This is a genomic window from Nocardia farcinica, from assembly GCF_001182745.1.
Classification (GTDB): domain Bacteria; phylum Actinomycetota; class Actinomycetes; order Mycobacteriales; family Mycobacteriaceae; genus Nocardia; species Nocardia farcinica.
Genome location: NZ_LN868938.1, coordinates 434,006 through 458,654 on the forward strand (window position 1 = coordinate 434,006; position 24,649 = coordinate 458,654).

The 24,649-nt window shown below is 71.1% G+C and carries 25 protein-coding genes; 14 read left to right on the top strand and 11 right to left on the bottom strand.

What is annotated here, in order from left to right:
• Window positions 1–10: 10 nt before the first annotated feature.
• From pgl to tkt, 5 genes are read right to left on the bottom strand one after another with little or no spacing between them, the layout of a single operon-like run.
• Window positions 11–799: a 6-phosphogluconolactonase gene (gene pgl / locus AMO33_RS02285; RefSeq protein ID WP_082668555.1), complete on the bottom strand. Its 789-nt coding sequence runs from the start codon at window positions 797–799 to the stop codon at window positions 11–13.
• Complete coding sequence (gene opcA / locus AMO33_RS02290) at window positions 792–1,700, bottom strand: glucose-6-phosphate dehydrogenase assembly protein OpcA (RefSeq protein WP_174520481.1); 909 nt, start codon at window positions 1,698–1,700, stop codon at window positions 792–794. The genes pgl and opcA overlap by 8 nt, the downstream gene beginning before the upstream one ends.
• Window positions 1,697–3,265 (bottom strand): glucose-6-phosphate dehydrogenase, encoded by a 1,569-nt coding sequence (gene zwf, locus AMO33_RS02295; protein ID WP_060590167.1) that lies wholly within the window; start codon window positions 3,263–3,265, stop codon window positions 1,697–1,699. Before zwf ends, opcA begins: the two co-directional genes overlap by 4 nt.
• Window positions 3,266–3,268: 3 nt before the next feature.
• Complete coding sequence (gene tal / locus AMO33_RS02300) at window positions 3,269–4,411, bottom strand: transaldolase (protein ID WP_060590169.1); 1,143 nt, start codon at window positions 4,409–4,411, stop codon at window positions 3,269–3,271.
• Between the two features lie 6 nt (window positions 4,412–4,417).
• Window positions 4,418–6,559 carry a transketolase gene (gene tkt, locus AMO33_RS02305; protein ID WP_060590171.1) on the bottom strand — a complete coding sequence of 714 codons (2,142 nt, stop codon included), beginning with the start codon at window positions 6,557–6,559 and terminating at the stop codon, window positions 4,418–4,420.
• A 345-nt stretch (window positions 6,560–6,904) separates the two neighbouring features.
• Between tkt and AMO33_RS02310 the strand changes: the two genes are divergently transcribed.
• On the top strand, window positions 6,905–7,894 hold the full coding sequence (locus AMO33_RS02310; RefSeq protein WP_041560235.1) for a heme o synthase: 990 nt from the start codon (window positions 6,905–6,907) through the stop codon (window positions 7,892–7,894).
• 58 nt (window positions 7,895–7,952) lie between these two features.
• On the opposite strand, the gene AMO33_RS02315 is transcribed toward AMO33_RS02310, so the two are convergent.
• Window positions 7,953–8,918: a quinone oxidoreductase family protein gene (locus AMO33_RS02315; RefSeq protein WP_060590173.1), complete on the bottom strand. Its 966-nt coding sequence runs from the start codon at window positions 8,916–8,918 to the stop codon at window positions 7,953–7,955.
• An 84-nt stretch (window positions 8,919–9,002) separates the two neighbouring features.
• Between AMO33_RS02315 and AMO33_RS02320 the strand changes: the two genes are divergently transcribed.
• Window positions 9,003–9,353 carry a hypothetical protein gene (locus AMO33_RS02320; RefSeq protein ID WP_011210103.1) on the top strand — a complete coding sequence of 117 codons (351 nt, stop codon included), beginning with the start codon at window positions 9,003–9,005 and terminating at the stop codon, window positions 9,351–9,353.
• A gap of 6 nt (window positions 9,354–9,359) precedes the next feature.
• Here AMO33_RS02320 and AMO33_RS02325 read toward each other — a convergent pair whose 3' ends face one another.
• Entirely contained in the window at window positions 9,360–10,250 is an 891-nt protein-coding gene (locus tag AMO33_RS02325; RefSeq protein ID WP_060590174.1) for a universal stress protein, read from the bottom strand.
• Between the two features lie 196 nt (window positions 10,251–10,446).
• Here AMO33_RS02325 and AMO33_RS02330 point away from each other — a divergent pair, with 196 nt between their 5' ends.
• On the top strand, window positions 10,447–10,881 hold the full coding sequence (locus AMO33_RS02330; RefSeq protein ID WP_050768093.1) for a hypothetical protein: 435 nt from the start codon (window positions 10,447–10,449) through the stop codon (window positions 10,879–10,881).
• Here the strand turns inward: AMO33_RS02330 and AMO33_RS02335 are convergent.
• The 4 genes from AMO33_RS02335 to mptB form a co-directional block, all read right to left on the bottom strand.
• On the bottom strand, window positions 10,860–11,834 hold the full coding sequence (locus tag AMO33_RS02335; protein WP_060590177.1) for a COX15/CtaA family protein: 975 nt from the start codon (window positions 11,832–11,834) through the stop codon (window positions 10,860–10,862). The two genes, AMO33_RS02330 and AMO33_RS02335, sit on opposite strands and share 22 nt — an antisense overlap.
• A gap of 61 nt (window positions 11,835–11,895) precedes the next feature.
• Window positions 11,896–12,687 carry an ABC transporter permease gene (locus AMO33_RS02340; protein WP_011210099.1) on the bottom strand — a complete coding sequence of 264 codons (792 nt, stop codon included), beginning with the start codon at window positions 12,685–12,687 and terminating at the stop codon, window positions 11,896–11,898.
• Window positions 12,684–13,616 (bottom strand): ABC transporter ATP-binding protein, encoded by a 933-nt coding sequence (locus tag AMO33_RS02345; RefSeq protein ID WP_011210098.1) that lies wholly within the window; start codon window positions 13,614–13,616, stop codon window positions 12,684–12,686. The genes AMO33_RS02340 and AMO33_RS02345 overlap by 4 nt, the downstream gene beginning before the upstream one ends.
• The gene (mptB, locus tag AMO33_RS02350; protein WP_373862080.1) at window positions 13,613–15,337 is read right to left on the bottom strand and encodes a polyprenol phosphomannose-dependent alpha 1,6 mannosyltransferase MptB; all 1,725 of its coding nucleotides are present in this window, start codon (window positions 15,335–15,337) and stop codon (window positions 13,613–13,615) included. Before mptB ends, AMO33_RS02345 begins: the two co-directional genes overlap by 4 nt.
• On the opposite strand from mptB, the gene AMO33_RS02355 reads away from it, so the two are divergent.
• The 11 genes from AMO33_RS02355 to AMO33_RS02405 all read left to right on the top strand — a co-directional run bounded on the left by AMO33_RS02355 (window position 15,336) and on the right by AMO33_RS02405 (window position 24,648).
• Window positions 15,336–15,965, top strand: coding sequence for a TetR/AcrR family transcriptional regulator (locus AMO33_RS02355; RefSeq protein ID WP_060590181.1), 630 nt, complete (start codon window positions 15,336–15,338; stop codon window positions 15,963–15,965). The two genes, mptB and AMO33_RS02355, sit on opposite strands and share 2 nt — an antisense overlap.
• 81 nt (window positions 15,966–16,046) lie before the next feature.
• Window positions 16,047–17,066 (top strand): alcohol dehydrogenase catalytic domain-containing protein, encoded by a 1,020-nt coding sequence (locus AMO33_RS02360; protein WP_060590183.1) that lies wholly within the window; start codon window positions 16,047–16,049, stop codon window positions 17,064–17,066.
• Between the two features lie 124 nt (window positions 17,067–17,190).
• Complete coding sequence (locus AMO33_RS02365; protein WP_011210094.1) at window positions 17,191–18,027, top strand: helix-turn-helix transcriptional regulator; 837 nt, start codon at window positions 17,191–17,193, stop codon at window positions 18,025–18,027.
• Window positions 18,024–19,481, top strand: coding sequence for a Fe-S cluster assembly protein SufB (gene sufB, locus AMO33_RS02370; protein WP_011210093.1), 1,458 nt, complete (start codon window positions 18,024–18,026; stop codon window positions 19,479–19,481). The genes AMO33_RS02365 and sufB overlap by 4 nt, the downstream gene beginning before the upstream one ends.
• Window positions 19,481–20,680, top strand: a complete 1,200-nt coding sequence (gene sufD, locus AMO33_RS02375) for a Fe-S cluster assembly protein SufD (protein ID WP_060590185.1) — start codon at window positions 19,481–19,483, stop codon at window positions 20,678–20,680. The genes sufB and sufD overlap by 1 nt, the downstream gene beginning before the upstream one ends.
• 34 nt (window positions 20,681–20,714) lie before the next feature.
• The gene (gene sufC, locus AMO33_RS02380) at window positions 20,715–21,491 is read left to right on the top strand and encodes a Fe-S cluster assembly ATPase SufC (protein WP_011210091.1); all 777 of its coding nucleotides are present in this window, start codon (window positions 20,715–20,717) and stop codon (window positions 21,489–21,491) included.
• 1 nt (window position 21,492) lies between these two features.
• Window positions 21,493–22,755 (top strand): cysteine desulfurase, encoded by a 1,263-nt coding sequence (locus tag AMO33_RS02385; RefSeq protein WP_011210090.1) that lies wholly within the window; start codon window positions 21,493–21,495, stop codon window positions 22,753–22,755.
• Between the two features lie 3 nt (window positions 22,756–22,758).
• Entirely contained in the window at window positions 22,759–23,241 is a 483-nt protein-coding gene (sufU, locus tag AMO33_RS02390) for a Fe-S cluster assembly sulfur transfer protein SufU (protein ID WP_060590187.1), read from the top strand.
• A complete protein-coding gene (locus tag AMO33_RS02395; RefSeq protein ID WP_011210088.1) occupies window positions 23,234–23,608 on the top strand; it encodes a metal-sulfur cluster assembly factor in 375 nt (124 codons plus the stop codon). Before sufU ends, AMO33_RS02395 begins: the two co-directional genes overlap by 8 nt.
• 98 nt (window positions 23,609–23,706) lie before the next feature.
• Window positions 23,707–24,129, top strand: coding sequence for a DUF4189 domain-containing protein (locus tag AMO33_RS02400; protein WP_240327579.1), 423 nt, complete (start codon window positions 23,707–23,709; stop codon window positions 24,127–24,129).
• 51 nt (window positions 24,130–24,180) lie between these two features.
• Window positions 24,181–24,648, top strand: coding sequence for a GNAT family N-acetyltransferase (locus tag AMO33_RS02405; RefSeq protein ID WP_011210086.1), 468 nt, complete (start codon window positions 24,181–24,183; stop codon window positions 24,646–24,648).
• Window position 24,649 lies beyond the last annotated feature (1 nt).

Below are 24,649 nucleotides of genomic sequence, written 5' to 3' on the forward strand. Positions count from 1 at the left end.
CCACCGCCGCTCACCGCAATCCGGATGCGGCCCCTTCGTCGAGCAACCAGGTGGTCGATTCCGAGCCGCGCGCCCCGGCGGCCGGAATGTCCACCGGGTCGGCCCCGTTCAGCGCGGCGGCGACCGCCTCGGCCTTGCCCGCACCGGCCACCACCAGCGCGACGTGCCGGGCGCGGCGCACCGCGGGCAGGGTCAGGGTGATGCGCACCGACGGCGGTTTCGGCGAATCCGTCACCGCGACGACGAGTTCGTGTTCCTCCCGCACCGCGTCGGTGTGCGGGAACAGCGAGTTGACGTGGCCCTCACCGCCCATGCCGAGCAGGTGCAGGTCGAAGGCGCCGTATTCGGCGAGGTGGGCGTGCACGGCCGCGGAGTACGCCGCGGCGGCCTCCACCGGGTCCGGGTACTCGCCGATGCTGCCGGCCATCGGGTGCACGCGGTGCGGGTCGAGCGGCACATGGTCCAGCAGCGCCTGCCGCGCCTGCAGCTCGTTGCGGTCGGCGTCGCCCGCGGGGACGAAACGCTCGTCACCCCAGAACACGTCGAGCCGCGACCAGTCCACGTCGCCGGGCGCCTTGCGCACCGCGGCGAGCAGATCGATGCCGGTGCCGCCGCCGGTGAGCACGACCGAGGCCGACCCGCGTGCGGCCTGCGCGGCCACGAGGACCTCGACGACGCGCCGGGCCCCGGCGGTCACCAGGGCGTCGGGGTCCGGAAACACCTGCACGGTGTTCGCGGGGAAACCGGCCGCGATGCGGCGATCCTGGTCGGCGTAGCGATCCGCGGGCGTCTCACTCATAGATCACCTTCTCGATTCCGGCGAGCGCCTCGGCGTAGATCTCGTCGGCATCGAGCCGGCGCAGTTCTTCGGCGAGGCAGTCGCGAGTTTCCCTGCGGGCCAGGGCGATCCGCTGATCCGGATCGCCGGTGCGGGTGAGGGTGGCGGTGCGCCCGGTCTGCGGGCGGGTGATGGCGATGGACACCGCGGGCCGGTGCAGCTGCACCTCCAGGGCGCCGGTGCGCCGGTACACCGGGCAGCCCAGCCGCGCGGCCAGCCAGCCGGCCAGCATGTCGAGGGCGGGTTCCTCGCGCAGGCCGGACACGGTCACCGACTCCACCGGCTCGTACGGCGGCTCGTCCAGCGAGGCGGCCAGCAGGGCGCGCCAGTAGGTGATGCGGCTCCACGCCAGATCGGTGTCGCCCGGCGCGTAGGAGTCCCGGCGCTTCTTGATGGTGGCCTGCGGATCGGGGGCGTAGGTGGCGTCGGTGATGCGCCGGGTCGCCAGCCTGCCCACCGAATCCTTCGACGGGAACTCCGGCGCGCCGCGCGGCCACCACGCCACCACCGGCGTGTCCGGCAGCAGGAACGGCACCACCACGCTGCTCTCGTGGCTGACCAGCTCGCCCTGCAACCGCAGCACGATCACCTCGGCCGCACCGGCGTCGCCGCCGACCCGGATCTGCGCGTCCAGCTTCGTCTCGGCCTCGCGGTCGCCGCGGGCCAGCACCACCACGCGGCACGGATGCTCGCGGCTGGCGTCGTTGGCCGCGTCGATCGCGTCCTCGGCCTCGGAGCTGTCGAGCGTGCACACCACCAGGGTGAGCACCCGGCCCATCGTGATGACGCCGTTGCTCTCGCGCAGCTGCACCAGGCGCTTGGTGACCGCGCCGGTGGTGGTGTCGGGCATGTCGATGATCACGGCCGCCGCCATTCCCGGCCGGTGCGGGCCAGCATCTCGTCGGCCGAGGCCGGACCCCAGGTCCCCGCCTCGTACGGTTCGGGCTTGCCGCCGGCCGCCCAGTGCTCGAGCACCGGATCGAGGATGCGCCAGGACAATTCGACCTCCGCGTTCACCGGGAACAGCGACGGCACCCCGAGCAGCACGTCGAGGATCAGGCGCTCGTAGGCCTCGGGAGAGGACTCGGTGAACGCCTCGCCGTAGCTGAAGTCCATGTTGACATCGCGCACCTCCATGCCCGAGCCGGGCACCTTGGAGCCGAAGCGCATGGTGATGCCCTCGTCCGGCTGCACCCGGATGACCAGCGCGTTCTGCCCGAGTTCCTCGGTCATGGTCTGGTCGAAGGGCAGGTGCGGCGCGCGCTTGAACACCACCGCGATCTCGGTGACCCGCCGGCCGAGGCGTTTTCCGGTGCGCAGGTAGAACGGCACCCCGGCCCAGCGCCTGGTGTCGACCTCGAGGGTGATCGCGGCGTAGGTCTCGGTGGTCGACTGCGGGTCGAAACCCTCCTCGTCGAGCAGTCCGACGACCCGTTCGCCGCCCTGCCAGCCCGCGCTGTACTGGCCGCGGGCGGTGGTCTCGTCCAGCGGCTCCACCAGCTTGGTCGCCGAGAGCACCTTGATCTTCTCGGCCTGCAACTGCTTGGGCTCGAAGCTGATCGGCTCCTCCATCGCGGTGAGCGCCAGCAGTTGCAGCAGATGGTTCTGGATGACGTCGCGGGCGGCGCCGATGCCGTCGTAGTAGCCCGCGCGCCCGCCGAGGCCGATGTCCTCGGCCATGGTGATCTGCACGTGGTCGACGTAGTTGGCGTTCCAGATCGGGTCGAACAGCTGGTTGGCGAAGCGCAGCGCCAGGATGTTCTGCACCGTCTCCTTGCCCAGGTAGTGATCGATGCGGAACACCGTCTCCTCCGGGAACACCCGGTTGACGAGCGTGTTCAGTTCCACCGCGCTGTCCAGGTCGTGCCCGAACGGCTTCTCGATCACCACCCGCCGCCACGGTGTGCGGCCGGAGGCGTCGGGGTCGACCGGCCCGGCCAGCTTGTGCTGGGAGAGCTGGTCGAGCACCACCGGGAACATGTCCGGTGGAATCGACAGGTAGAAGGCGTGATTGCCGCCGGTGCCGCGCTCCTTGTCCAGCTGGCCCAGGGTCTGGGCCAGGGTGGCGAAGGCGGCGTCGTCTTCGAAGGTGCCCTGCACGAACCGGATCCCCTCCGCCAGGTGGTCCCAGACCTCCTGGCGGAAGGGCGTGCGGGCGTGCGCCTTGACGGCCTCGAGCACGACCTGCGCGAAATCCTCGTTCGCGTAGTCGCGCCGCGCGAAGCCGACCAGGGCGAAACCGGGCGGCAGCAGCCCCCGGTTCGCCAGGTCGTAGATGGCGGGCATCAGTTTCCGGCGGGACAGGTCGCCGGTGACACCGAAGATCACCAGACTGCACGGGCCCGCGATCCGCGGTACCCGCTTGTCCCGTTCGTCACGAAGAGGGTTGCGCCAGCCTGCCGACGGTACGGAAGCCGTGCCTGCCATCGCTCAGTTGCCCTCGGACCCGGACGCGGCCGCGCGCAACTCCTCCGCGGTCGCGGACAGCAGCTCCGCCCACGACGCCTCGAACTTCTCCACGCCCTCGCGCTCGAGCACCGCGAACACGTCGTCGAGATCGATGCCGACCGCGCGCAGCCGCTCGAACACCTCGGCCGCCTCGGCCGCGGTGCCGCTCACCGTGTCGCCGCGGATCTCGCCGTGATCGGCCACCGCCTCGAGCGTCTTCTCCGGCAGCGTGTTGACCGTGTTGGGCGCGACCAGCTCGGTGACGTACATGGTGTCGGGGTAGTCCGGGTTCTTCACACCGGTCGAGGCCCACAGCGGCCGCTGCCGACGCGCGCCCGCGGCGGCCAGGTGCTGGTAGGTCGAGGTGTGCGCACCGCCGTCGAACACGTCCTGGTACTCGGCGTAGGCGAGCCGGGCGTTGGCGATGCCCGCCTTGCCGCGCAGCTCGAGCGCCTCCGGCGTGCCGACGGCCGCGAGCCGCTTGTCGATCTCGGTGTCCACGCGGGAGACGAAGAACGAGGCGACCGAGTGGATCTTGGCCAGGTCGTGCCCGGCCACCCGGGCCTTGCGCAGGCCGTCGAGGTAGGCGCCCATCACCGCGCGGTAGCGCTGCACCGAGAAGATCAGCGTGACGTTGACGCTGATGCCCTCGGCGATCACCGCGGTGATTGCGGGTAGGCCCTCCTCGGTGGCCGGGATCTTGATGAACAGGTTGGGCCGGTCCACCGTCTTCCACAGGTCCACGGCCTGGGCCACGGTCTTGTCCGCGTCGAAGGCGAAGCGCGGATCGACCTCGATGGAGACCCGCCCGTCCAGGCCGCCGGTGGCCTCGAAGACCGGGGCGAGCACGTCGCAGGCCTCGCGCACGTCGTCGGTGGTGATGGTGCGGATCGCCGCGTCGGCGTCGGCGCCCTGCGCGGCCAGTTCCTTCAGCTGCGCGTCGTAGGCGTGGCCCTTGCTCAGCGCGCCCTGGAAGATCGTCGGGTTCGTGGTGACCCCCACGACGCCGCGGGTCCGGACCAGTTCGGCGAGGTTGCCCGACCGGATGCGGTCGCGCGACAGATCGTCGAGCCAGACCGACACGCCGGCCGCGGCCAACGCCGCGATGTTCTCGTTCTGTGCCATGAGCTGCTATCCCTTCACGTTTTCCAGCGTGCGCTGCGCGGCGGCAACGACAGCTTCCTCGGTGAAGCCGAACTCGCGGAACAGGGTCTGGTAATCGGCCGAGGCGCCGAAGTGCTCGATCGACACGATCTCGCCCGCGTCGCCGACGAACCGGTGCCACGGCATCGCGATACCGGCTTCGACCACGACGCGCGCGCGGACCGCGGGCGGCAGCACCTCGTCACGGTAGGCCTTGTCCTGCGCGTCGAACCACTCCACACACGGCATCGACACCACGCGGGTTCCGATGCCCTGCGCCTCCAGCGTAGTGCGCGCGGCGACCGCCATCTGGAGCTCCGACCCGGTGGCGATCAGGATCACCTGCGGGGTCTCGGTGGAGGAGTCGGCCAGCACGTACCCGCCCTTGGCCACGCCTTCGTAGCTGGTGCCCTCCAGGATCGGCAGGTCCTGGCGGGTGAGCGCCAGCGCCGACGGGCCGTCCTGGTGCGGCGGCTCGGAGACGCGGAAATGCGAGGTGTGCTCGGCGGAGTCGCGTTCGAGGATGGTGCGCCAGGCGTAGGTGGTCTCGTTGGCGTCGCCGGGGCGCACCACGTTCAGGCCGGGGATGGCGCGCAGCGCGGCCAGGTGCTCGATCGGCTGGTGCGTCGGGCCGTCCTCGCCCAGGCCGATGGAGTCGTGGGTCCAGACGTAGACCGCGGGCACCCGCATCAGCGCGGCCAGCCGGACCGCCGGGCGCATGTAATCGCTGAACACCAGGAAGGTGCCGCCGTAGGGGCGGGTGGGCCCGTGCAGGGCGATGCCGTTGAGGATCGCGCCCATCGCGTGCTCGCGGACACCGAAGTGCAGGGTGCGGCCGTACGGCTCGGCCTTCCACATGCCGGTGGAAATGGACTCCGGGCCGAAGCTGGGCTGGCCGGGCATGGTGGTGTTGTTGGATTCGGCCAGGTCGGCCGAGCCGCCCCACAGTTCGGGCAGCACCGGCGCCAGCGCGGCCAGCACCTTGCCGGACGCCTTGCGGGTGGCCATGCCCTTCGGATCGGGCTCGTGCACCGGCAGATTCGCGGTCCAGCCCTCCGGCAGCCTGCGCTCGGCGAGCCGGTCGAACAGGGCCTTGTGCTCGGGGTTGGCCGCGGCCCAGGCGTCGAACTGCTCCTGCCAGGCGCGGTGCGCGGCCCGACCGCGCTCGACGGCCTTGCGGGTGTGCGCGATGACCTCGTCGGCCACCTGGAAGGTCTGCTCCGGGTCGAAGCCGAGCACCTTCTTGGTGGCGGCCACCTCGTCGGCGCCCAGCGCGGCGCCGTGCGCGGAGCCGGTGTTCATCTTGTTGGGGGCCGGGTAGCCGATGATGGTGCGCAGCACGATGATCGAGGGCTTGTCGAGCACCGCCTTGGCCGCCTCGATCGCCGCCTCGATGGCGACCACGTCCTCACCGCCCTGCACGGTCTGCACGTGCCAGCCGTAGGCCTCGTAGCGCGCGGCCACGTCCTCGGTGAAGGCGATGGTGGTGTCGTCCTCGATGGAGATCTTGTTGTCGTCGTAGAAGACGATCAGGTTGCCCAGCTGCTGGGTGCCCGCGATGGAGGACGCCTCGGCGGTGACGCCCTCCTGCAGGTCGCCGTCGGAGGCGATCACGTAGATGTGGTGATCGAATGGGCTCGTGCCCGGCGCGGCGTGCGGGTCGAACAGGCCGCGCTCGCGGCGGGCGGCCATCGCCATGCCGACCGCGGAGGCCAGGCCCTGGCCGAGCGGGCCGGTGGTGATCTCCACGCCGTCGGTGTGCCGGAACTCCGGGTGACCCGGGGTCAGCGAACCCCACTTGCGCAGGTTCTGCAGATCGTCGAGTTCGAGCCCGAAGCCGGCCAGGTACAGCTGGATGTACTGGGTGAGGCTGGAGTGACCGCAGGAGAGCACGAACCGGTCCCGGCCGACCCAGCTCGGGTCGCTCGGGTCGTGCCGCAGCACCCGCTGGTAGAGGGTGTAGGCCAGCGGGGCCAGGCTCATGGCCGTGCCGGGGTGGCCGTTGCCCGCCCGCTGCACGGCGTCGGCGGCCAGCACGCGGACGGTGTCGACGGCCTTGGTGTCGAGATCCGTCCAGTCGTCCGGGTAGTTCGGCTGAGTGAGGGCGCGGATGTCGTCTGTCACTGACACGACCGGGATTCTCCTGACATGTGGTCTCGTCGACGGCGGGGTGTGCTCCGGCCGCGGCTCGCCCGAGGCGGGGACGCGCGCCGGTTGCTCGAAGGTTCCGGGTGTTACGAGACCACCCTAGTTGTGCCCGCTCGGGCACATGGAAGTAACCCGGGTTACATCGCCGCGCAGGTTTCGGCGGGGGAGCGGGCGGCCGGACGGGGCTCGGGGCGGGGCGGGGTGCCCGAGGGTCTACCATCCTTTGTAGTAGTCGCGCCGCAACAGTTGTGCGTGTCCGGACCGGAAGACACGAGGGCGCTGCTTTTGTTCGGTGTCGATGCGATGCACAGCGTGCGAGGAGAGACAGTGCGGATTGGGGAACAGCCGAGTGGCAATGGTGCGCACGGCTCCTCCGCGACGGTGCTTGCCGACCGGTTCACCGGTTCGGGCCTGCCGTCCCGGCTGATGCGACGGGTGCTGGCCTACATCGCGTTGACCAAGCCGCGGGTGATCGAGCTGCTGCTGGTGGCGACCATCCCGACCATGCTGCTGGCCGATCGCGGGCACATCGACATCCGGCTGATCCTGGCCACGCTGTTCGGCGGGTGGATGGGCGCGGCGAGCGCCAACACGCTCAACTGCGTCGCCGACGCCGATATCGACAAGGTCATGAAGCGCACCGCCAAGCGGCCGCTGGCCAGGGACGCGGTGCCCACCCGCAACGCGTTCGTCTTCGGCGTGGTGCTGGGCCTGGCCTCCTTCGCCTGGCTGTGGTGGCAGGCGAACCTGCTCAGCGGCGCGCTGGTGGTCGCGACCATCCTGTTCTACGTCTTCGTCTACACCCTCGGCCTCAAGCGCCGCACCTCGCAGAACGTGGTGTGGGGCGGCGCGGCGGGCTGCATGCCCGCGCTGGTCGGTTGGTCGGCGGTGACGGGCACCATCGGCTGGCCCGCGCTGGCGCTGTTCGGCGTGATCTTCTTCTGGACGCCGCCGCACACCTGGGCGCTGGCGATGCGCTACAAGGAGGACTACCGCGCGGCCGGGGTGCCGATGCTGCCGGTGGTCGCCACCGAGCGCACCGTCACCAAGCAGATCGTGATCTACACCTGGCTGACCGTGCTCACCACGCTCGCGCTGGTGCCGGCCACCGGCGTGATCTACGCGGCGGTCGCGCTGGTCGCCGGCGCCTGGTTCCTGCTGATGGCGCACCAGCTGTACGCGGGTGTGCGCCGTGGCGAGTCGGTCAAGCCGCTGCGGTTGTTCCTGCAGTCCAACAACTACCTGGCCGTGGTGTTCTGCGGTCTGGCCGTGGACTCGGTGCTCGGCTGGGACACCATCGGCAGCTTCTTCGGCTGACCGTCTCGTCTTCCGGCCGTTGCCGGGCGGCCGCCGGAACGGCGACCGCCCGCGTGTTCTAGGGGATCAGCACGATCGAGCCGGTGGTCTTGCGGCCCTCCAGATCGCGGTGCGCGCGTTCGGCCTCGGCCAGCGGATACTGGGCGCCGACCCGGATGCGCAGCGTCCCGTCGGCCACCGCGCGGAACACGTCACCGGCCCGCCAGAGCAGTTCGGCGCGGTCGCGGGTGTAATGCGCCAGCGTCGGGCGGGTGAGGAACAGCGATCCGCCGGAGTTCAGCCGCTGCGGGTCGACCGGCGGCACCGGCCCGCTGGCCGCGCCGAACAATGCCAGCGTGCCGCGGATGCGCAGGGCGGCCAGGCTCGCGTCGAAGGTGTCCTTACCGACCCCGTCGTAGACCGCGGCCACCCCGACGCCGTCGGTGAGCGCCCGCACCCGCTCGGCCAGGTCGTCGCCGTAGCGCAGCACCTCCGCGGCGCCCGCCTCGCGCGAGAGCGCCTCCTTCTCGTCGGAGGACACCGTGGTGATCACCCGGACACCGCGCGCGACGGCCAGCTGGGTGAGGATCAGGCCGACCCCGCCGGCGCCCGCGTGCACGAGCACCGTGTCGCCGGGTTCGGGCCGGTACACCGATTCGATCAGGTAGTGCGCGGTCATGCCCTGCAGCAGCACCGAGGCGGCGATCGGGGCGCTCACCCCGTCCGGCACCGGGATCGCGACGTCGGCGGGCACGGCCACCTGCTCGGCGTAGCTGCCCGGCGCTGCCGCCCAGGCCACCCGGTCGCCGACGGCGAACTCGGTGACGCCGTCGCCGACGGCGGTCACCACACCGGTGCCCTCCGCGCCGGGGACGTAGGGCACGTCCTGCGGGTACGTGCCGGTGCGGATGTAGGTGTCGATGAAATTGATCCCGATCGCCTCGGTCTCGACCAGCAATCCGCCCGCTCCGATCGAGGGCTCGGGCAACTCGGTGTAGGTGAGGACCTCGGGTCCGCCGTGCTCGGAAACCTGAATCGCGCGCATGGGTCCAGTTCTACACCCGGGGTGACCGCCGCCACGGCACAGGCAGGGTCCCGCGGCTGCCTACCGGCCGGTAAACTCGCGCCCATGAGCGTTGAGACTGCCCCGGCCCCCGCAGAAGTGCCCGCCGCCGTGGTGAATTCGGTCAAGGGCTTCGTCGCCGAGCACGGTGGTTCCGGCACCGCCGTGCTGCAGCCGCTGGGACGCATGGGCGTGCGGGTCACCCTGGTCGGGGCCGACGGCGTGCTCGGCGACCGCGTCGTGGCCGACCTGCCGACCGCCGAGAAGCTGGTCGAGCTGGTGCCCGGTCTCACCGCGACCGAGGAGTGGGACCGCGAACTCACCTCCGTGGTCACTCCGCGCAAAGGTCACTGGGCCCGGATGGCGGGCTGGGTCGCCAAGCAGACCCGGTTCCCGGCGGCGCGCAACGAGAAGTAGCGCGTCTCACTCGAAGTCGGTGCGGCACACCACCGTCGGGCACGGCGCGTGGTGCAGCAGGTTCTGGCTCGTCGAGCCGAGCAACGTGCCGGTCACCCGGTTGCGGCCCCGGCTCCCGGTGACGATCACCTGCGCATCGGCGGCCCGCTCCAGCAGCGCCGGCGCCGTCGGGCTCTTGCGCACCTCACGGGTCACCCGCAGGTCGGGGTACTTGGTGGTCCATCCGGCCAGGCGCTCACCGAGCAGCGACTCCTCCTGCTGGGCCAGTGCCTCGTTGCTCGGCGGCACCGGCACCCAGCGCAGCAGATCGGGATCGTTCCAGGCGTGCAGGGCGACGAGTTCGACCCCGAGTCCGGCGGCCAGCGCGAACGCGTGCCCGACCGCGGCATCGCCCTCGGGGCTGCCGTCCACACCCACCAGCACCGGGCGGTCGTCGGGCAGGACGCGCGCGGGATCGCCGCGCCAGACCGCCACCGGACACCGCGACTTGTTGGCCACCTGCAACGCGGTGGAGCCGAGCAGGAAGGTGCTGATCCGGTCGTCGGCGGTGGCCGCGACGACGAGCATGCGGGCGTGTTCGCTCGCGCTCACCAGTTCGCGCGCGGGCAGTCCTTCCACCACCTGTTCGGTGATCGCCACATCCGGCCGGTCGGCGCGCACCGCGTCGGCGGCCTGTTCCACCGTGCGCCGCGCCGCCTGGCGCAGCGTCGGCATGATGTCGGCCTCGGCGAGCGCGGCCGCGGTGATCCGGAAGTCGACGGTCGCGACCACGGCGATCAACGCCAGTGGCGCCCCGAGCCGCGCGGCGAGCCCGCCCGCCCAGCGGGCCGCGGCCACCGCACCGCGGCTGCCGTCGATGCCGACGACGATGGTCTGACGATCGACCCGATCCTGCATGCTGCGCTCCCGTCTGTGCGAAGGCCAGAGTGCCTCCAGCCTGACACCGGAGCGCGTGTTCGCGGGTGATCCGCGCCGGGCGCGTGTTGCCCCGGTGAGTGAGCCTTGCACGGCGAATGACGCATTCTTTGTCGGGCGGCCACCGGCCGGGTTAGCGTCTCGTCTCGGATGGCGGGGTTCGACGATGACGCGGCATGTGAGCAGTGAATCGGTGGTGACCGGGACGACCTGTGACCGGTGCGGCGCCGTGATGCGTTGTGCGGTGCGCGAAGCCATCGTCGAGGACCGGTTGCGGTCGGAGATCGAGAGCCGCTGCCCGGCCTGCGGCAACGCCTGGGCCGCCTGCTCCGACGGCCCCGACGACTACGTCCGTGCCGCGCTGCTCGCCACCCACGGCCCGAGCCGCTTGTGGGTGGCCGACGGTCCCGCCGACGACGCCTGCCTGCTCGGGCTGCTGCGCCGCCACGAGAGCGCGGCCTTGTTCGAGGCCAAGTCGACGGTGGCCGAGATCCGCACCACCGGGCGCATCGGCACCTCGGTGGAGCTGGAACTGCTGGCCCGCACCCTGCGGGCGGCGGGGTACGCCGTGGTGCTCGAGACCCCCGGCGATCAGGCCGACGACACCGCCTGATCGGCGACCGGCGCGCCCACCTTCTCCCTGGTGTGCAGCGCGGCCCACAGCGCCGCGGTCGCCGCCGTGCACGCCGCCGCGCCGCCGACGTGGACCACGACCAGCACGGCGGGCACATCGGTGAAGTACTGCACGATCCCGACCAGCGCCTGCGCGCACACCACCGCGAGCAGTACGAACAGCCGGGTGCGCACCGCGCGGGTGATGCCGACGGCGTAGAGGCCGAAACCGAGGCCGATCAGCAGGGCGAGGTAGCCGACGAGCAACTGCGAATGCAGGTGCACCAGCGTGACGATCTCGACCTCGAGGCGCTGCACCGGGCGGTCGATGCTCTTGTCACCGGCGTGCGGCCCCGCGCCGGTGACCAGCGTGCCCGCGACCAGCACCCCGGCCAGCGCGACGCCGCTGAGCACGGTCAGCCAGCGCAGCGGCGCCGGTGCCTGCACCGTGGCGATGCCGTCGTCGGGCTGGCCGATCTTGGCGTAGAGCACCGCGGCCAGCCACACCATCACCATCGAGGCCAGCAGGTGCACCGCGACCGTCCACCACAGCAGGCCGCTGAGCACGGTGATGCCGCCGATGACCGCCTGCACGACGGTGCCGCCGGGCATCAGCCAGGCGTAGACCAGCACCTCGCGCCGGCGCCGGGCCCTGGTCACCGCGAGCACGACCAGCGCCGCGCACAGCGTGACGAGGAAGGTGAGCAGCCGGTTGCCGAACTCGACCGCCTGGTGCACCACCGCGACCTCGGACACCCCGACCGGGGTGAAGGAGCCGGGGAAGCACTGCGGCCAGGTGGGGCAGCCGAGCCCGGAGGCGGTGACGCGCACGACCGCGCCGGTGACCGAGATGCCGGCCTGCGTGAGCAGAACCGCGAGGGCGATCAGCCGCTGCACCCGCAGCGAGGGCAGCGGGAGCTTGTCGACGAGTCGCAGAAAGGCGCGATACAGCACCCAACGATGGTAGCCAGCCGCCGGAACGCGCCCGCACCCGGTCTACTACAAGCCGTCGTTACTACTCGAAACGGAACCAGCGCGCGGCCAGCGCGCCCGTGACAGCGCCCCAGGCCAGCAGCACCAGCACACCGAACACATCCACCGAGCCTGCCAGTGCGCGCTCGAGGGTCTCGGCCAGCGCACCGGAGGGCACCAGCCGCGCGATCACCGTCACCGCGGTGGGCAGATCCTCGCCGACGAACACCACGCTGGCGATGCCGAGCATCACGAACCAGAGGATGTTGGCCAGGGCCAGCACCACCTCGGCCTTGAGCGTGCCGCCCAGCAGCAGGCCCATCGCCGCGAAGGTCGCGGTGCCCAGCGCGATGATCACCGCGCCAAGCGCCAGCCCGCCGACACCGGGACGCCAGCCCAGTGCCACGCCGATGAGCCCGAGGATCAGCGCCTGCAACACCACCACGATCAGGACCGCGGCACTCTTGCCCGCGATGATGCCCCAGCGCGGTAACGCCGTGGCGCCCAGCCGTTTCAGCGCGCCGTAGCGGCGGTCGAAGCCGACGGCGATGGCCTGGCCGGTGAACGCGGTCGACATCACCGCCACCATCATCACCGCGGGCACGATGGTGTCCACCCGGGTGTCGCCCAGTTCGCCGAAGGGCAGCAGGGTGAGCCCGACCAGCAGGGTGATCGGGATGAACATCGTCAGCAGCAGCTGTTCACCGTTGCGCAGCAACAGGATCAGCTCGATCCTGGTCTGCGCGGTGAGCATGGCGGCCCGGCTGCTCGGGCGCGGGTCGGGCGCGAAGGTGCCCGGCGCGAAGCGGTTCGGCGTGAGTTCGTGCTGGGTCATCCGCGCAGATCCCGTCCGGTCAGTTCCAGGAAGACGTCCTCGAGGCGGCGCTGGTCGATCCTGATGTCGGTGGCCAGCACGTTCATCCGCGCGCACCACGCGGTGACGGTGGCCAGCACCTGCGGATCGATCTCGCCCTCCACCAGGTAGCAGCCGGGCGAGGTCTCGCGTGGCGCGAACCCCTCGGGCAGCGCGCTCTGCAACAGGGCCAGGTCCAGCCGCGGCGGCGCGGTGAATCGCAGCTGGCCCGCGGCGCCGTGCGCGGTGACCTCGGCGGGGGTGCCGGAGGCGACGACCCGGCCGTGGTCGATGATCACCAGCTGGTCGGCCAGTTGCTCGGCCTCGTCCATCATGTGCGTGGTCAGCACGACGCTCACGCCGTCGCGGCGCAGCGCGTCGACCAGCTCCCAGACGATCAGCCGGGCCTGGGCGTCCAGTCCCGCGGTCGGCTCGTCGAGGAAGACGATCTCGGGGCGGCCCACCAGCGCGCAGGCCAGCGCCAGGCGCTGTTGCTGCCCGCCGGACAGGCGCCGATAGGGCGTGCGCCGGTTGTCCTGCAGGCCGAGCGTGCGCAGCAGCCAGTCCGGATCCAACGGGTCGGCCGAGTAGGAGGCGACCAGGTCCAGCATCTCCCCGGCACGGGCGCCCGGATAGGCGCCGCCGCCCTGCAACATCACGCCGATCCGGGGCCGCAGCCGCTCGGAGTCGGCGATCGGGTCCAGGCCGAGCACCCGCACCCGGCCCGCGTCGGGCCGGACGAAGCCCTCGCACATCTGCACCGTGGTGGTCTTGCCCGCGCCGTTGGGGCCGAGCAGCGCGAGCACCTGGGCCGGCTCGACCTCGAAGCTCAGCCCGTCCACCGCGGCCGTCTCGCCGAAGTGTTTGGCGACGTCCTCGACGCGTACGGCGGGTCCGGTGGCTGCGGTCACGATGACACACCGTAGGACGTGGTGCGCTGTGACGGAGCCGACACCCCCGTCTGGGCCCGCCACGGCAGGGCGTTGCGCGTGACGACGATGAACAGCACGCACACGATCGTCGTCGCGATGGCCGCGCCGACGATCTGGAACACCTCGAGATCGGCGCCGCGCGGCATCTGCAGCACGCTGACCACCGCGGAGAAGGCCACCGCGGGCACCCGGAACACCGGCCGTGTCGCCCACGCGGCCAGCGGCACGATGGCCCACAGCAGGTACCAGGGCTGCACCACCGGGAACAGCAACACGATCGCCCCCAGCGAGACGCCGAGCGCGCCCACCGGATGCAGCCGCCCGGTGCCGGTCGCCACCAGCATGCGTACCACCACGAAGCCGGCCACCGCGCCCGCGATCGGGCGGGTGATGCTCAGCAGGGCGGTGGTGTGGTCGCCGAGGCCGAGCAGCACGCCGCCGAATCCGGTGATGATGCCCACGGCGGTGGGCAGCGACATCCAGCTGCGCACGGCGCTGGCGGTGTTGAGGGTGTGGATCCAGCCGAAGCCCAGCCCGCTGACCGAACTGATGAACAGGGTGGCGCCCAGCGCGATCGCGCCGAGCAACGCCGCCGCGACGAGGACCGCGCGCAGCGTGCCGCCCCAGCGTCTGGCCAGCGCCATCCCGACGAAACCCATCGCGATCAACGAGGTGATCTTGATCGACGAGGACAGGGCGATGAGCAGCGAGCCGCCGATCAGCAAGGTGTAGGCCCGCGCGTCGAACACCGGCGAGTCCTCGATGGCGCGCAGCGCGAACTCCACGCCCGCCAGCATCAGGCCGATCATCAGCGCGTCGTTGTGCACGCCGCCGACCAGGTGGAACAGCACCAGCGGATTGGCCGCGCCCAGCCACAGGGCGCTCACCGGGGCGACACCGCAGCGCACCGACAGTCGGGGCAGCGCCCACACGATCAGCGCCACGCCCGCCAGCGCCAGCACACGATGCACCCAGACGCCGAGAATGATGTTGTCCCCGGTCAATTCGGCGATGCCGCGGCCGACCCACAGGAACAGCGGGCCGTAGGGGGCAGGGGTGTCGCGCCAGATGGTTGGCACGTTGTTGGTCAGCACGTTGTCGATGCCGAGGCCCGCGACCGGGCCCTCCTGGTACGGGTCGATCCCGCGCGCGGCGATCTCGCTCTGCGCGAGATAGGAGTAGACGTCGTTGCTGAACAGCGGCGGGGCCACGCTGAGCGGGATGATCCACAGCAGCAGCGTGCGATCGAGCTGGGAGCGGGTGAGGCGGTGCCGCGGCGCGTCACCGAAACCGCCGATCGCGAAGCGCCCCAGCAGCAACCAGGCCAGCACCACCACGACCGCGCCGATCATGCACATCGCCAGCGAGCCGGTGTGCGCGCGGGCGAAGATGCCGAGCACCCGCATCCCCGAGGTCGGGTTCTGCTGCACCGGCTGGGCGCCGATGCCCAGCGCGCTGATCGCCATGAGCACCGTGCCGGTCGCGCCGAGCAGCCGGATCCGGTCGAGCTGGACCAGTTCCCTGCGGTCGAGTTCGGGGACCTCGATCTCGTCGCGATGCAGTACCGCAACGGTGTGGTCGGCGGCAGGCACGTCGAGTCCGAGCGCCCGGCGCCCCAGAGCTGATGTCCTGCGCCGCGCGCGCTCGAGTACCGCCACCAGAGGGAGCCTAGTGGGCGGCGCGGAGCACAATCGAACCATGGTTTCCGAGTCGAGACGCCGGATCGAGACGGCCGCGTGCGCGCTGCTGGCCAGGCACGGCTATCACGGTTTCGGTCTCAAGGCGCTCAGCGCCGCGGCCGGGCTGCCCTACGGGTCGATCTACCACCACTTCCCGGGCGGCAAGGAGGAGATCGCGGTCGCCGCGATCACCGGCACCGGGCTGATGTCGGGCCGGATCATCGCCGAGGCGCCCGGGGACGTCTTCGCGACCACGGCCACCATGTTCGACTTCATGCGGACGAAGCTGGCGGGCTCGGACTGGACCGAGGGCTGCCCGGTCGGCACCCCCGCCCTCGACGGCGGCAGCGACGTGGACGCGGTGCGGAACGCGTGCGTGGCGGCGTTCGACACGATGGAGCGCGCCTACGCCGGGTTGCTGACCGAACTCGGCCTCGACGAACGCGCGGCGGGGGAGCTGGCGACGACGGTGGTCGCGGCCTACGAGGGGGCGACCATCCTGGCGCGCGTGCGCCGCAGCGACGAACCGCTCCGGGTCGTCTCCGCGGCGATGGAACGCATGCTGCGCGGGGTGCTGGCGGCGCCGGGCGCCGAGCCGGCACCGGCGCTGCGGGGAGACGACGCGAGGCGAGGCGCCGTACCGACCTGAGCGCCGCGCGGATCCGCCCGCGTGCGGTGCCGGGGCGGATCGGGGCTTGACTGGAAAGAACGTTCTAGCGACACTCGGTCGATGAAACGTCTGATGCTCTCCGGCCCCGGCGCGCTGCACTGGGAGTCCGCCCCCGAACCCGAACTCACCGGCCCCGGCCAGGCGCTGGTCCGACCCGTCGCCCTGGCCACCTGCGACATCGATCCGGCCGTGCTGCGCGGCGCCTTTCCACTGCCCGGTCCCTATCCCTTCGGGCACGAGGGGGTGGCCGAGGTGGTCGCGGTCGGCGCCGAGGTGCGCTCGGTCGCGGTGGGGGACCGCGTGGTGGTGCCGTTCCAGATCTCGTGCGGCGCCTGCCCGGCGTGCCTGCGCGGGACGACCGGCAACTGCGCGAGTCATCCGCGGTTGTCCACCTACGGTCTTGGCTCCCTGGGCGGCCTCGGCTGGGGCGGGCTGTGGGCGGATCTGGCGCTGGTGCCGCACGCCGACGCGATGCTGGTGCCGTTGCCACCCGGCGTCGACCCGGTGGCCGTGGCCAGTGCCAGCGACAACATCCCCGACGCCTACCGTGCGGTGGCGCCGCAGCTCGCCGCCCGGCCGGATGCTCCGGTGCTGGTGCTCGGCGGGCCCGGGGCGGCCTCGATCGGCTTGTACGCGGCGGGGCTGGCCGTCGCCCTCGGCGCCGAGCGCGTCGTCTACCTCGACACCTCGGCCGAGCGCCTGGCGATCGCCGCGCGGCTCGGCGCCGAAGCCGTCGAGGGCGCGCCGGACACGCGCGTCGGGCGATTCCCGATCGTCGTCGAGGCGGCGGGCTCGGCCGCGGCACTGCGCGCGGCCGTCGCCGCCGCCGACTACGACGGCTGGTGCACCAGCGTCAGCGTGCAACTCGGCGAGGTCGCGTTGCCGTTCTTCGACATGTACACCCGCTGCTGCACCGTGCACACCGGGCGCGCCCACGTGCGGCCTGCGATCCCGCGGGTGCTGGAATTGGTGGCCGCGGGCCGCTTCGATCCGACCCCGGTCACCACCTCGACCGCGCGCTGGGACGACGCGATCGACGCGCTGCTCGAGACGCCGCTGAAACTGGTCGCGGTGCGCTGACCTGCGCGCACCGCGCACCCCGGTGACCGACTGTGGCGAATGTCGCAGCCGGTCACCCCCTTTTCTCAGGGCACCCTTATTAGATTTCGGGAACGAATTCCGCCACACTGATGTTGTGAAAACCGTGGGTTTGCGGAAGAACGACGACGGGACCGGTCGCAGGACCGGCGCCGCGTTGTCCGCTGCGCCCGCCGCGGCGGTGGCCGAAGGGCACACCCGCGCCGCGATCGTCCAGCTGTTGCTGGAGGAGGGTCCGATCACCGCGACCGCCATCGGCAACAAGCTCGGGCTCGCGCCCGCGGGCGTGCGCAGGCACCTGGACGCGCTCATCGAATCGGGCCAGGCCAGGGCCGGTCGCTCGGCGCCCTGGCAGCAGAAGGGCCGCGGCCGCCCGGCCAAGCAGTACCAGCTGACGGCCGCCGGACGCGGACAGCTCGGCCACGCCTACGATGACCTCGCCGGTGCCGCGATCCGTCAGCTCGGCGAGATCGGCGGCCCGCAGGCCATCACCGAGTTCGCCCGCAAACGAGCACGCACGATCGTGGCGGGCATCGAGCCGGTGCGCGAGCACACGCCCGAGCGGACCGAGGCCAAGGCCGAGGAACTCGCGGCGGCGTTCACCGACTCGGGGTTCGCCGCGACCACCCGCAAGGTGGGCGCCGGCGTGCAGATCTGCCAGCACCACTGCCCGGTCGCGCACGTGGCCGAGGAGTTCCCGCAGCTGTGCGAGGCCGAACTCGAAGCGGTCCGCGACCTGCTCGGCACGCACGTGCAGCGGCTGGCGACCATCGCCAACGGCGACTGCGCGTGCACCACCCACGTGCCGCTGCTCCCGCTCGCGGCGGCCGAACACAACCGCGCCACGAAAACCCCCACCGCCCCCACGAAGACAGCCTCTCCCCGAACCGTCGCACAGCCCGCGGCGGCAGGAACGAACGACTCCGGAAGGAGTGCCGAATGACGACGACCGCAGCGGCAGGCCGCGAAGCCGCCACCCAGGTACCGCCTTTGACCCAGGAAGAGACGATCGCCTCGCTGGGCAAGTACGGCTACGGCTGGGCCGATCCGGACGCGGCGGGTGCCGCCGCGCAGCGCGGCCTGTCCGAGGACGTCGTGCGCGACATCTCGGCGAAGAAGAACGAGCCCGAGTGGATGCTCGAGCAGCGGCTCAAGGCGCTGCGCATCTTCGACCGCAAGCCGATGCCGAACTGGGGTTCCAATCTCGAGGGCATCGACTTCGACAACATCAAGTACTTCGTGCGCTCGACCGAGAAGCAGGCCGCGTCCTGGGACGAGCTGCCCGAGGACATCAAGAACACCTACGACAAGCTGGGCATCCCGGAGGCGGAGAAGCAGCGGCTGGTCGCCGGTGTCGCCGCGCAGTACGAGTCCGAGGTCGTCTACCACCAGATCCGCGAGGATCTCGAGGCCCAGGGCGTGATCTTCCTCGACACCGACACCGGTCTCAAGGAGCACCCGGAGATCTTCCAGGAGTACTTCGGCTCGGTGATTCCGGCCGGTGACAACAAGTTCTCCGCGCTCAACACCGCCGTGTGGTCGGGTGGCTCGTTCATCTACGTGCCGCCGGGCGTGCACGTCGACATCCCGCTGCAGGCCTACTTCCGGATCAACACCGAGAACATGGGCCAGTTCGAGCGGACCCTGATCATCGTCGACGAGGGCGCCTACGTGCACTACGTCGAGGGCTGCACCGCGCCGATCTACAAGTCCGACTCGCTGCACTCGGCGGTCGTGGAGATCATTGTGAAGAAGGGCGGCCGCTGCCGCTACACGACCATCCAGAACTGGTCGAACAACGTCTACAACCTGGTCACCAAGCGGGCCAAGGCGGAGGCGGGCGCGACCATGGAGTGGATCGACGGCAACATCGGCTCCAAGGTCACCATGAAGTACCCGGCGGTCTGGATGACCGGTGAGCACGCCAAGGGCGAGGTGCTCTCGGTGGCCTTCGCCGGCGAGGGCCAGCACCAGGACACCGGCGCGAAGATGCTGCACCTGGCGCCGCACACCTCCTCGACCATCGTGTCGAAGTCGGTGGCGCGCGGCGGCGGCCGGGCCTCCTACCGCGGCCTGGTCCAGGTGAACAAGGGCGCCTACGGCTCCAAGTCGACGGTCAAGTGCGATGCGCTGCTGGTCGACACCATCAGCCGCTCCGACACCTACCCCTACGTCGACATCCGCGAGGACGACGTGACGATGGGGCATGAGGCCACCGTCTCCAAGGTCTCCGAGGACCAGCTGTTCTACCTGATGAGCCGCGGCCTCACCGAGGACGAGGCGATGGCGATGGTGGTGCGCGGCTTCGTCGAGCCGATCGCCAAGGAACTCCCGATGGAGTACGCGCTGGAACTCAACCGCCTGATCGAACTGCAGATGGAAGGGGCCGTCGGCTGATGACCGAGCTCGAATCGACCACCGGGGCGGCCTCCGTGGCCGAGGCGGCCGAGGCACGGACGCCTGCCATCAACAAGGGCGAGGTGTTCACCTCCTTCGACGTCGACGCCTTCGAGGTGCCCTCCGGTCGCGACGAGGCCTGGCGGTTCACGCCGCTGCGCCGCCTGCGCGGTCTGCACGACGGCACCGCCGTGCGCGACGGGCAGGCCACCGTCGAGGTGACCCCCGTCGACGGTGTGATCACCGAGACCGTGGACCGCACCGACGAGCGCCTCGGCGCCGCGGGCGTGCCCGCCGACCGGGTCGCCGCGCAGGCCTACTCCGGCTTCGAGACCGCGACCATCGTCTCGGTCGGCAAGGAGGTCGAGCTCGGCCAGCCGGTCGTCGTCACGATCACCGGTCCCGGCGCGGGCCGCACCGCCTACGGCCACCTGCAGATCCGGGTCGGCGCCTTCGCCGTCGCCACCGTGGTCATCGACCAGCGCGGCGGCGGAACCTACGCCGAGAACGTGGAATTCGTGGTCGGCGACAGCGCCAAACTCACCGTCGTCGCCGTCCAGGACTGGGACGACGACGCCGTGCACGCCACCGCGCACCACGCGCGGCTGGGCCGCGACGCCACCCTGCGCCATACCGCGGTCACCCTGGGCGGCGATCTGGTGCGGCTCACCGGCACCGTCAAGTACGACGGCCCCGGCGGCGACGCCGAACTGCTCGGCCTCTACTTCGCCGACGCGGGCCAGCACTTCGAGCAGCGGCTGCTTGTCGATCACGCGGTGCCGAACTGCAAGTCGAACGTGCTGTACAAGGGCGCGCTGCAGGGCGACCCGGCCTCGCCGAAGGGCGACGCTCGCACGGTGTGGGTCGGCGACGTGCTCATCCGCGCCGCCGCCGAGGGCACCGACACCTTCGAGCTGAACCGCAACCTGGTGCTCACCGACGGCGCCCGCGCCGACTCGGTGCCCAACCTCGAGATCGAGACCGGCGAGATCGTCGGCGCCGGGCACGCCTCGGCCACCGGCCGGTTCGACGACGAGCAGCTGTTCTACCTGCGCGCCCGCGGTATCCCCGAGGACGCGGCCCGCCGCCTGGTGGTGCGCGGCTTCTTCCACGAGATCATCCAGAAGATCACGGTGCCCCAGGTCCGGGAGCGGCTGGAGGCGGCCATCGAGGCCGAGCTCGCCGCCGTCGGCGTCTGACACATCGAAACTTCCCTCCCCGCAAAGGAACTCCATGACCACCCTGGAAATCAAGGACCTGCACGTCGAGGTCGCCAACCCCGACGAGACGGGCGAGCCGATCAAGATCCTCAAGGGCGTGAACCTGACCGTGCGCTCGGGCGAGACGCACGCCATCATGGGCCCCAACGGATCCGGCAAGTCCACCCTCTCCTACGCCATCGCCGGCCATCCCAAGTACACCGTGACCTCGGGGTCGATCACCCTCGATGGCGAGGACGTGCTGGAGATGTCGGTCGACGAGCGCGCGCGTGCGGGCCTGTTCCTGGCCATGCAGTACCCGGTCGAGGTGCCCGGCGTCTCGATGTCGAACTTCCTGCGCACCGCCGCCACCGCCGTGCGCGGGGAGGCCCCGAAGCTGCGGCACTGGGTCAAGGAGGTGAAGGAGTCGATGAGCGAGCTCGAGATCGACCCCGCCTTCGCCGAGCGCAGCGTGAACGAGGGCTTCTCCGGCGGTGAGAAGAAGCGCCACGAGATCCTGCAGCTGGGCCTGCTCAAGCCGAAGATCGCCATCCTCGACGAGACCGACTCCGGCCTGGACGTCGACGCGCTGCGCATCGTCTCCGAGGGCGTCAACCGCTACCGCGAGCGAGAGAACGGCGGCGTGCTGCTGATCACGCACTACACCCGCATCCTGCGCTACATCCAGCCCCAGTTCGTGCACGTCTTCGTCGGCGGCCGCATCGTCGCCGAGGGCGGCCCCGAGCTCGCCGAGGAACTCGACGCCAACGGCTACGTCCGCTTCACCCAGACCGCGACCGCGGGAGCCTGACATGACCGCTGCGCCTGTCACGGGCCGGACACTCGACGTCGCCCGGATCCGGGCCGACTTCCCGATCCTGAGCCGCACGGTCCGGGACGGTAAGCCGTTGGTGTACCTGGACTCCGGCGCCACCTCGCAGCGACCGCTGGCCGTGCTCGACGCCGAACGCGAATTCCTCACCGAGCGCAACTCCGCGGTGCACCGCGGCGCGCATCAGCTGGCCGAGGAGGCGACCGACGCCTACGAGGGCGCCCGCGCCGACATCGCCCGCTTCGTCGGTGTCGATGCCGGGGAGATCGTGTTCACCAAGAACGCGACCGAGTCGCTGAACCTGGTGACCTACTCCTTCGCCGACAACCGGTTCCCCTACCACGTGGGACCGGGCGACGAGATCGTGGTCACCGAACTCGAGCACCACGCGAACCTGGTGCCGTGGCAGGAGCTCGCGCGGCGTACCGGCGCCACCCTGAAGTGGTACGGCATCACCGACGACGGCCGCATCGACCTGGACTCGCTGGAGCTCTCGCCCGCCACCAAGGTCGTCGCGTTCACCCACCAGTCCAACGTGACCGGCGCGGTGTCGCCGGTCGAGGAACTGGTGCGGCGCGCGACGGCGGTGGGCGCGCTCACCGTGCTCGACGCCTGCCAGTCGGTGCCGCACATGCCGGTGGACTTCCGGGCGCTCGGCGTGGACTTCGCCGCCTTCTCCGGACACAAGATGCTCGGCCCCTCCGGTGTCGGCGTGCTCTACGGCCGCCGCGCGCTGCTCGAGGAGACCCCGCCGTTCATCACCGGCGGCTCGATGATCGAGACCGTGACGATGGAGGGCAGCACCTTCGCCCCGCCGCCGCAGCGGTTCGAGGCCGGCGTGCCGATGACCTCGCAGGTCGTCGGGCTCGGCGCGGCCGTGCGGTATCTCGAGGGCATCGGCATGGCCGCGGTCGCCGAGCACGAGCACGCGCTCACCGGTGCCGCGCTCGCGGGTCTGGGCGCCATCGACGGCGTGCGGATCGTCGGCCCCACCGAGAACGTGGACCGTGGCGGCGCGGTGTCGTTCGTGGTGGACGGCATCCACGCCCACGACGTCGGCCAGATCCTCGACGACGAGGGCGTGGCCATCCGGGTCGGGCACCACTGCGCCTGGCCGCTGATGCGCCGCCTCGGCGTGCCCGCCACCGCCCGTGCCTCCTTCGCGGTCTACAACACCCTCGACGAGGTCGAGCAGTTGGTGGCCGCGGTGCGGAAGGCTCAGCGCTTCTTCGGGGTTGCATAGACCATGCGCATGGAGCAGATGTACCAGGAAGTGATCCTGGACCACTACAAGCACCCGCATCACCGCGGTCTGCGTGAGCCCTTCGGCGCCGAGGTGCATCACGTCAACCCGACCTGCGGTGACGAGGTGACCCTGCGCGTGCAGCTGGCCGAGAACGGCGACGTCGCCGACGTCTCCTACGACGGCCAGGGCTGTTCGATCAGCCAGGCCGCCACCTCGATCCTCACCGATCAGGTGATCGGCCTGCCGGTGCAGCAGGCGCTGAAGGTCGTCGACGCCTACAACGAGATGATCTCCAGCCGCGGCACCGTGGAGGGCGACGAGGACCTGCTCGGCGACGGCATCGCCCTCGCCGGTGTGTCCAAATACCCGGCCCGGGTCAAGTGCGCGTTGCTGGGCTGGCTCGCGTTCAAGGACGCGGTGATCCGGATATCCTCCGACCGAGAGACCGACCTTGCCAGCGGAAGCGGGGAACGCCATGAGTGAGACACCGACCGATGTGACCGAGCCTGCCCAGCAGGCCGAACCCTCGGCCGAGGACGCCAAGCTCCTCGAGGACATCGAGGAGGCGATGCGCGACGTCGTCGATCCCGAACTCGGCATCAACGTGGTGGATCTGGGCCTGGTGTACGGCATGCGGGTCGAGAACGACATCGCCAAGCTGGACATGACGCTCACCTCCGCGGCCTGCCCGCTGACCGATGTCATCGAAGACCAGTCCCGCAACGCGCTGGTGCGCAGCGGCCTGGTCGAGGACATGGAGATCAACTGGGTCTGGATGCCGCCGTGGGGCCCGGACAAGATCACCGAGGACGGCCGCGAGCAGCTGCGCGCGCTGGGCTTCACCGTCTGATCCGGCCGCCCCGGAAAGCGCCTCGGCGCTGGACAATTCGATCGTGCTCGACGAAGATCTCCCCGTTGTTCCATCTCGACGGGGAGATCTCGTTGTCTGTGTTGCGTAAGTCCGCCCTCGTGGTGGCCGTGTCCGCCACCGCCGTCACGGGCGTCGTGGGCGCGGGCGCCGCGGCCGGTGCCGCGAAGTCCTACGGCACGCTGGCGTATTCGCCGAGCACCGGCCGGGCGGTGGCCGCGGTCGGTCATCCCAGCCCGGTCGCCGCCGATGCCGCCGCCATCCGTGAGTGCGGGGTCTACGACTGCGATCTGGTGCTGCGTCTGGTCGATGCCTGCGGTGCCATCGCCCGCGGTGCGGACGGCCGATTCGGTTGGGCCGCAGCGCCTTCGCGCGCCGAGGCGGAGCAGGCCGCGGTGGCTTCGCTGGGGGAGAGCGCGCCCCCGTTCCCGGATCTCGGCAGCGCCCAGCCGCGTGCGGCGCTGGTCGTGGTGGCCGACTGCACCGCCAACGCGATCGGCTGAATCGGCGTGTCGCCGGTTTGATCCCATGACCGTGTTGCCGATCATGGTGGGGTGCAGTTATCCGACGGCGTCATCAGTTTACGGCCGGCCACCGGGGCCGAGCGGTCTCCGATCGGCATCTCGCCGCCCGCGGCCGAGGCCGCCGAGGCCACCGGCGTCACCCCCGATCGGATCGCCGCGGAGGCGCCGATCGAGACCTTCGCGATCGTGCGGTCGGCCGACGAGGAGGTCGTCGGCACGCTCGGCGTCCGCGCCGAGGCGCCCTATCTGCACCGGGATCAGGCCGAATTGACCTACGCGGTGGACCCGCAGTGGCGCGGGCGCGGGCTGGCCACGCGCGCGGTGGTGCTCGGCTGCCGATATGTGGCCGCGGCGGGACTGGCCGAGGAGGTGGTCCTGCGGATCGACCCGGCGAACGCCGCCTCGGTGGCGGTCGCCCGCCGGGCCCGCTTCAAGTATCTGCGCAGCACCGACGTCGAGGGCGAGGGCCCGCTGGACTGGTACGCGCAGGCGGTGTGAG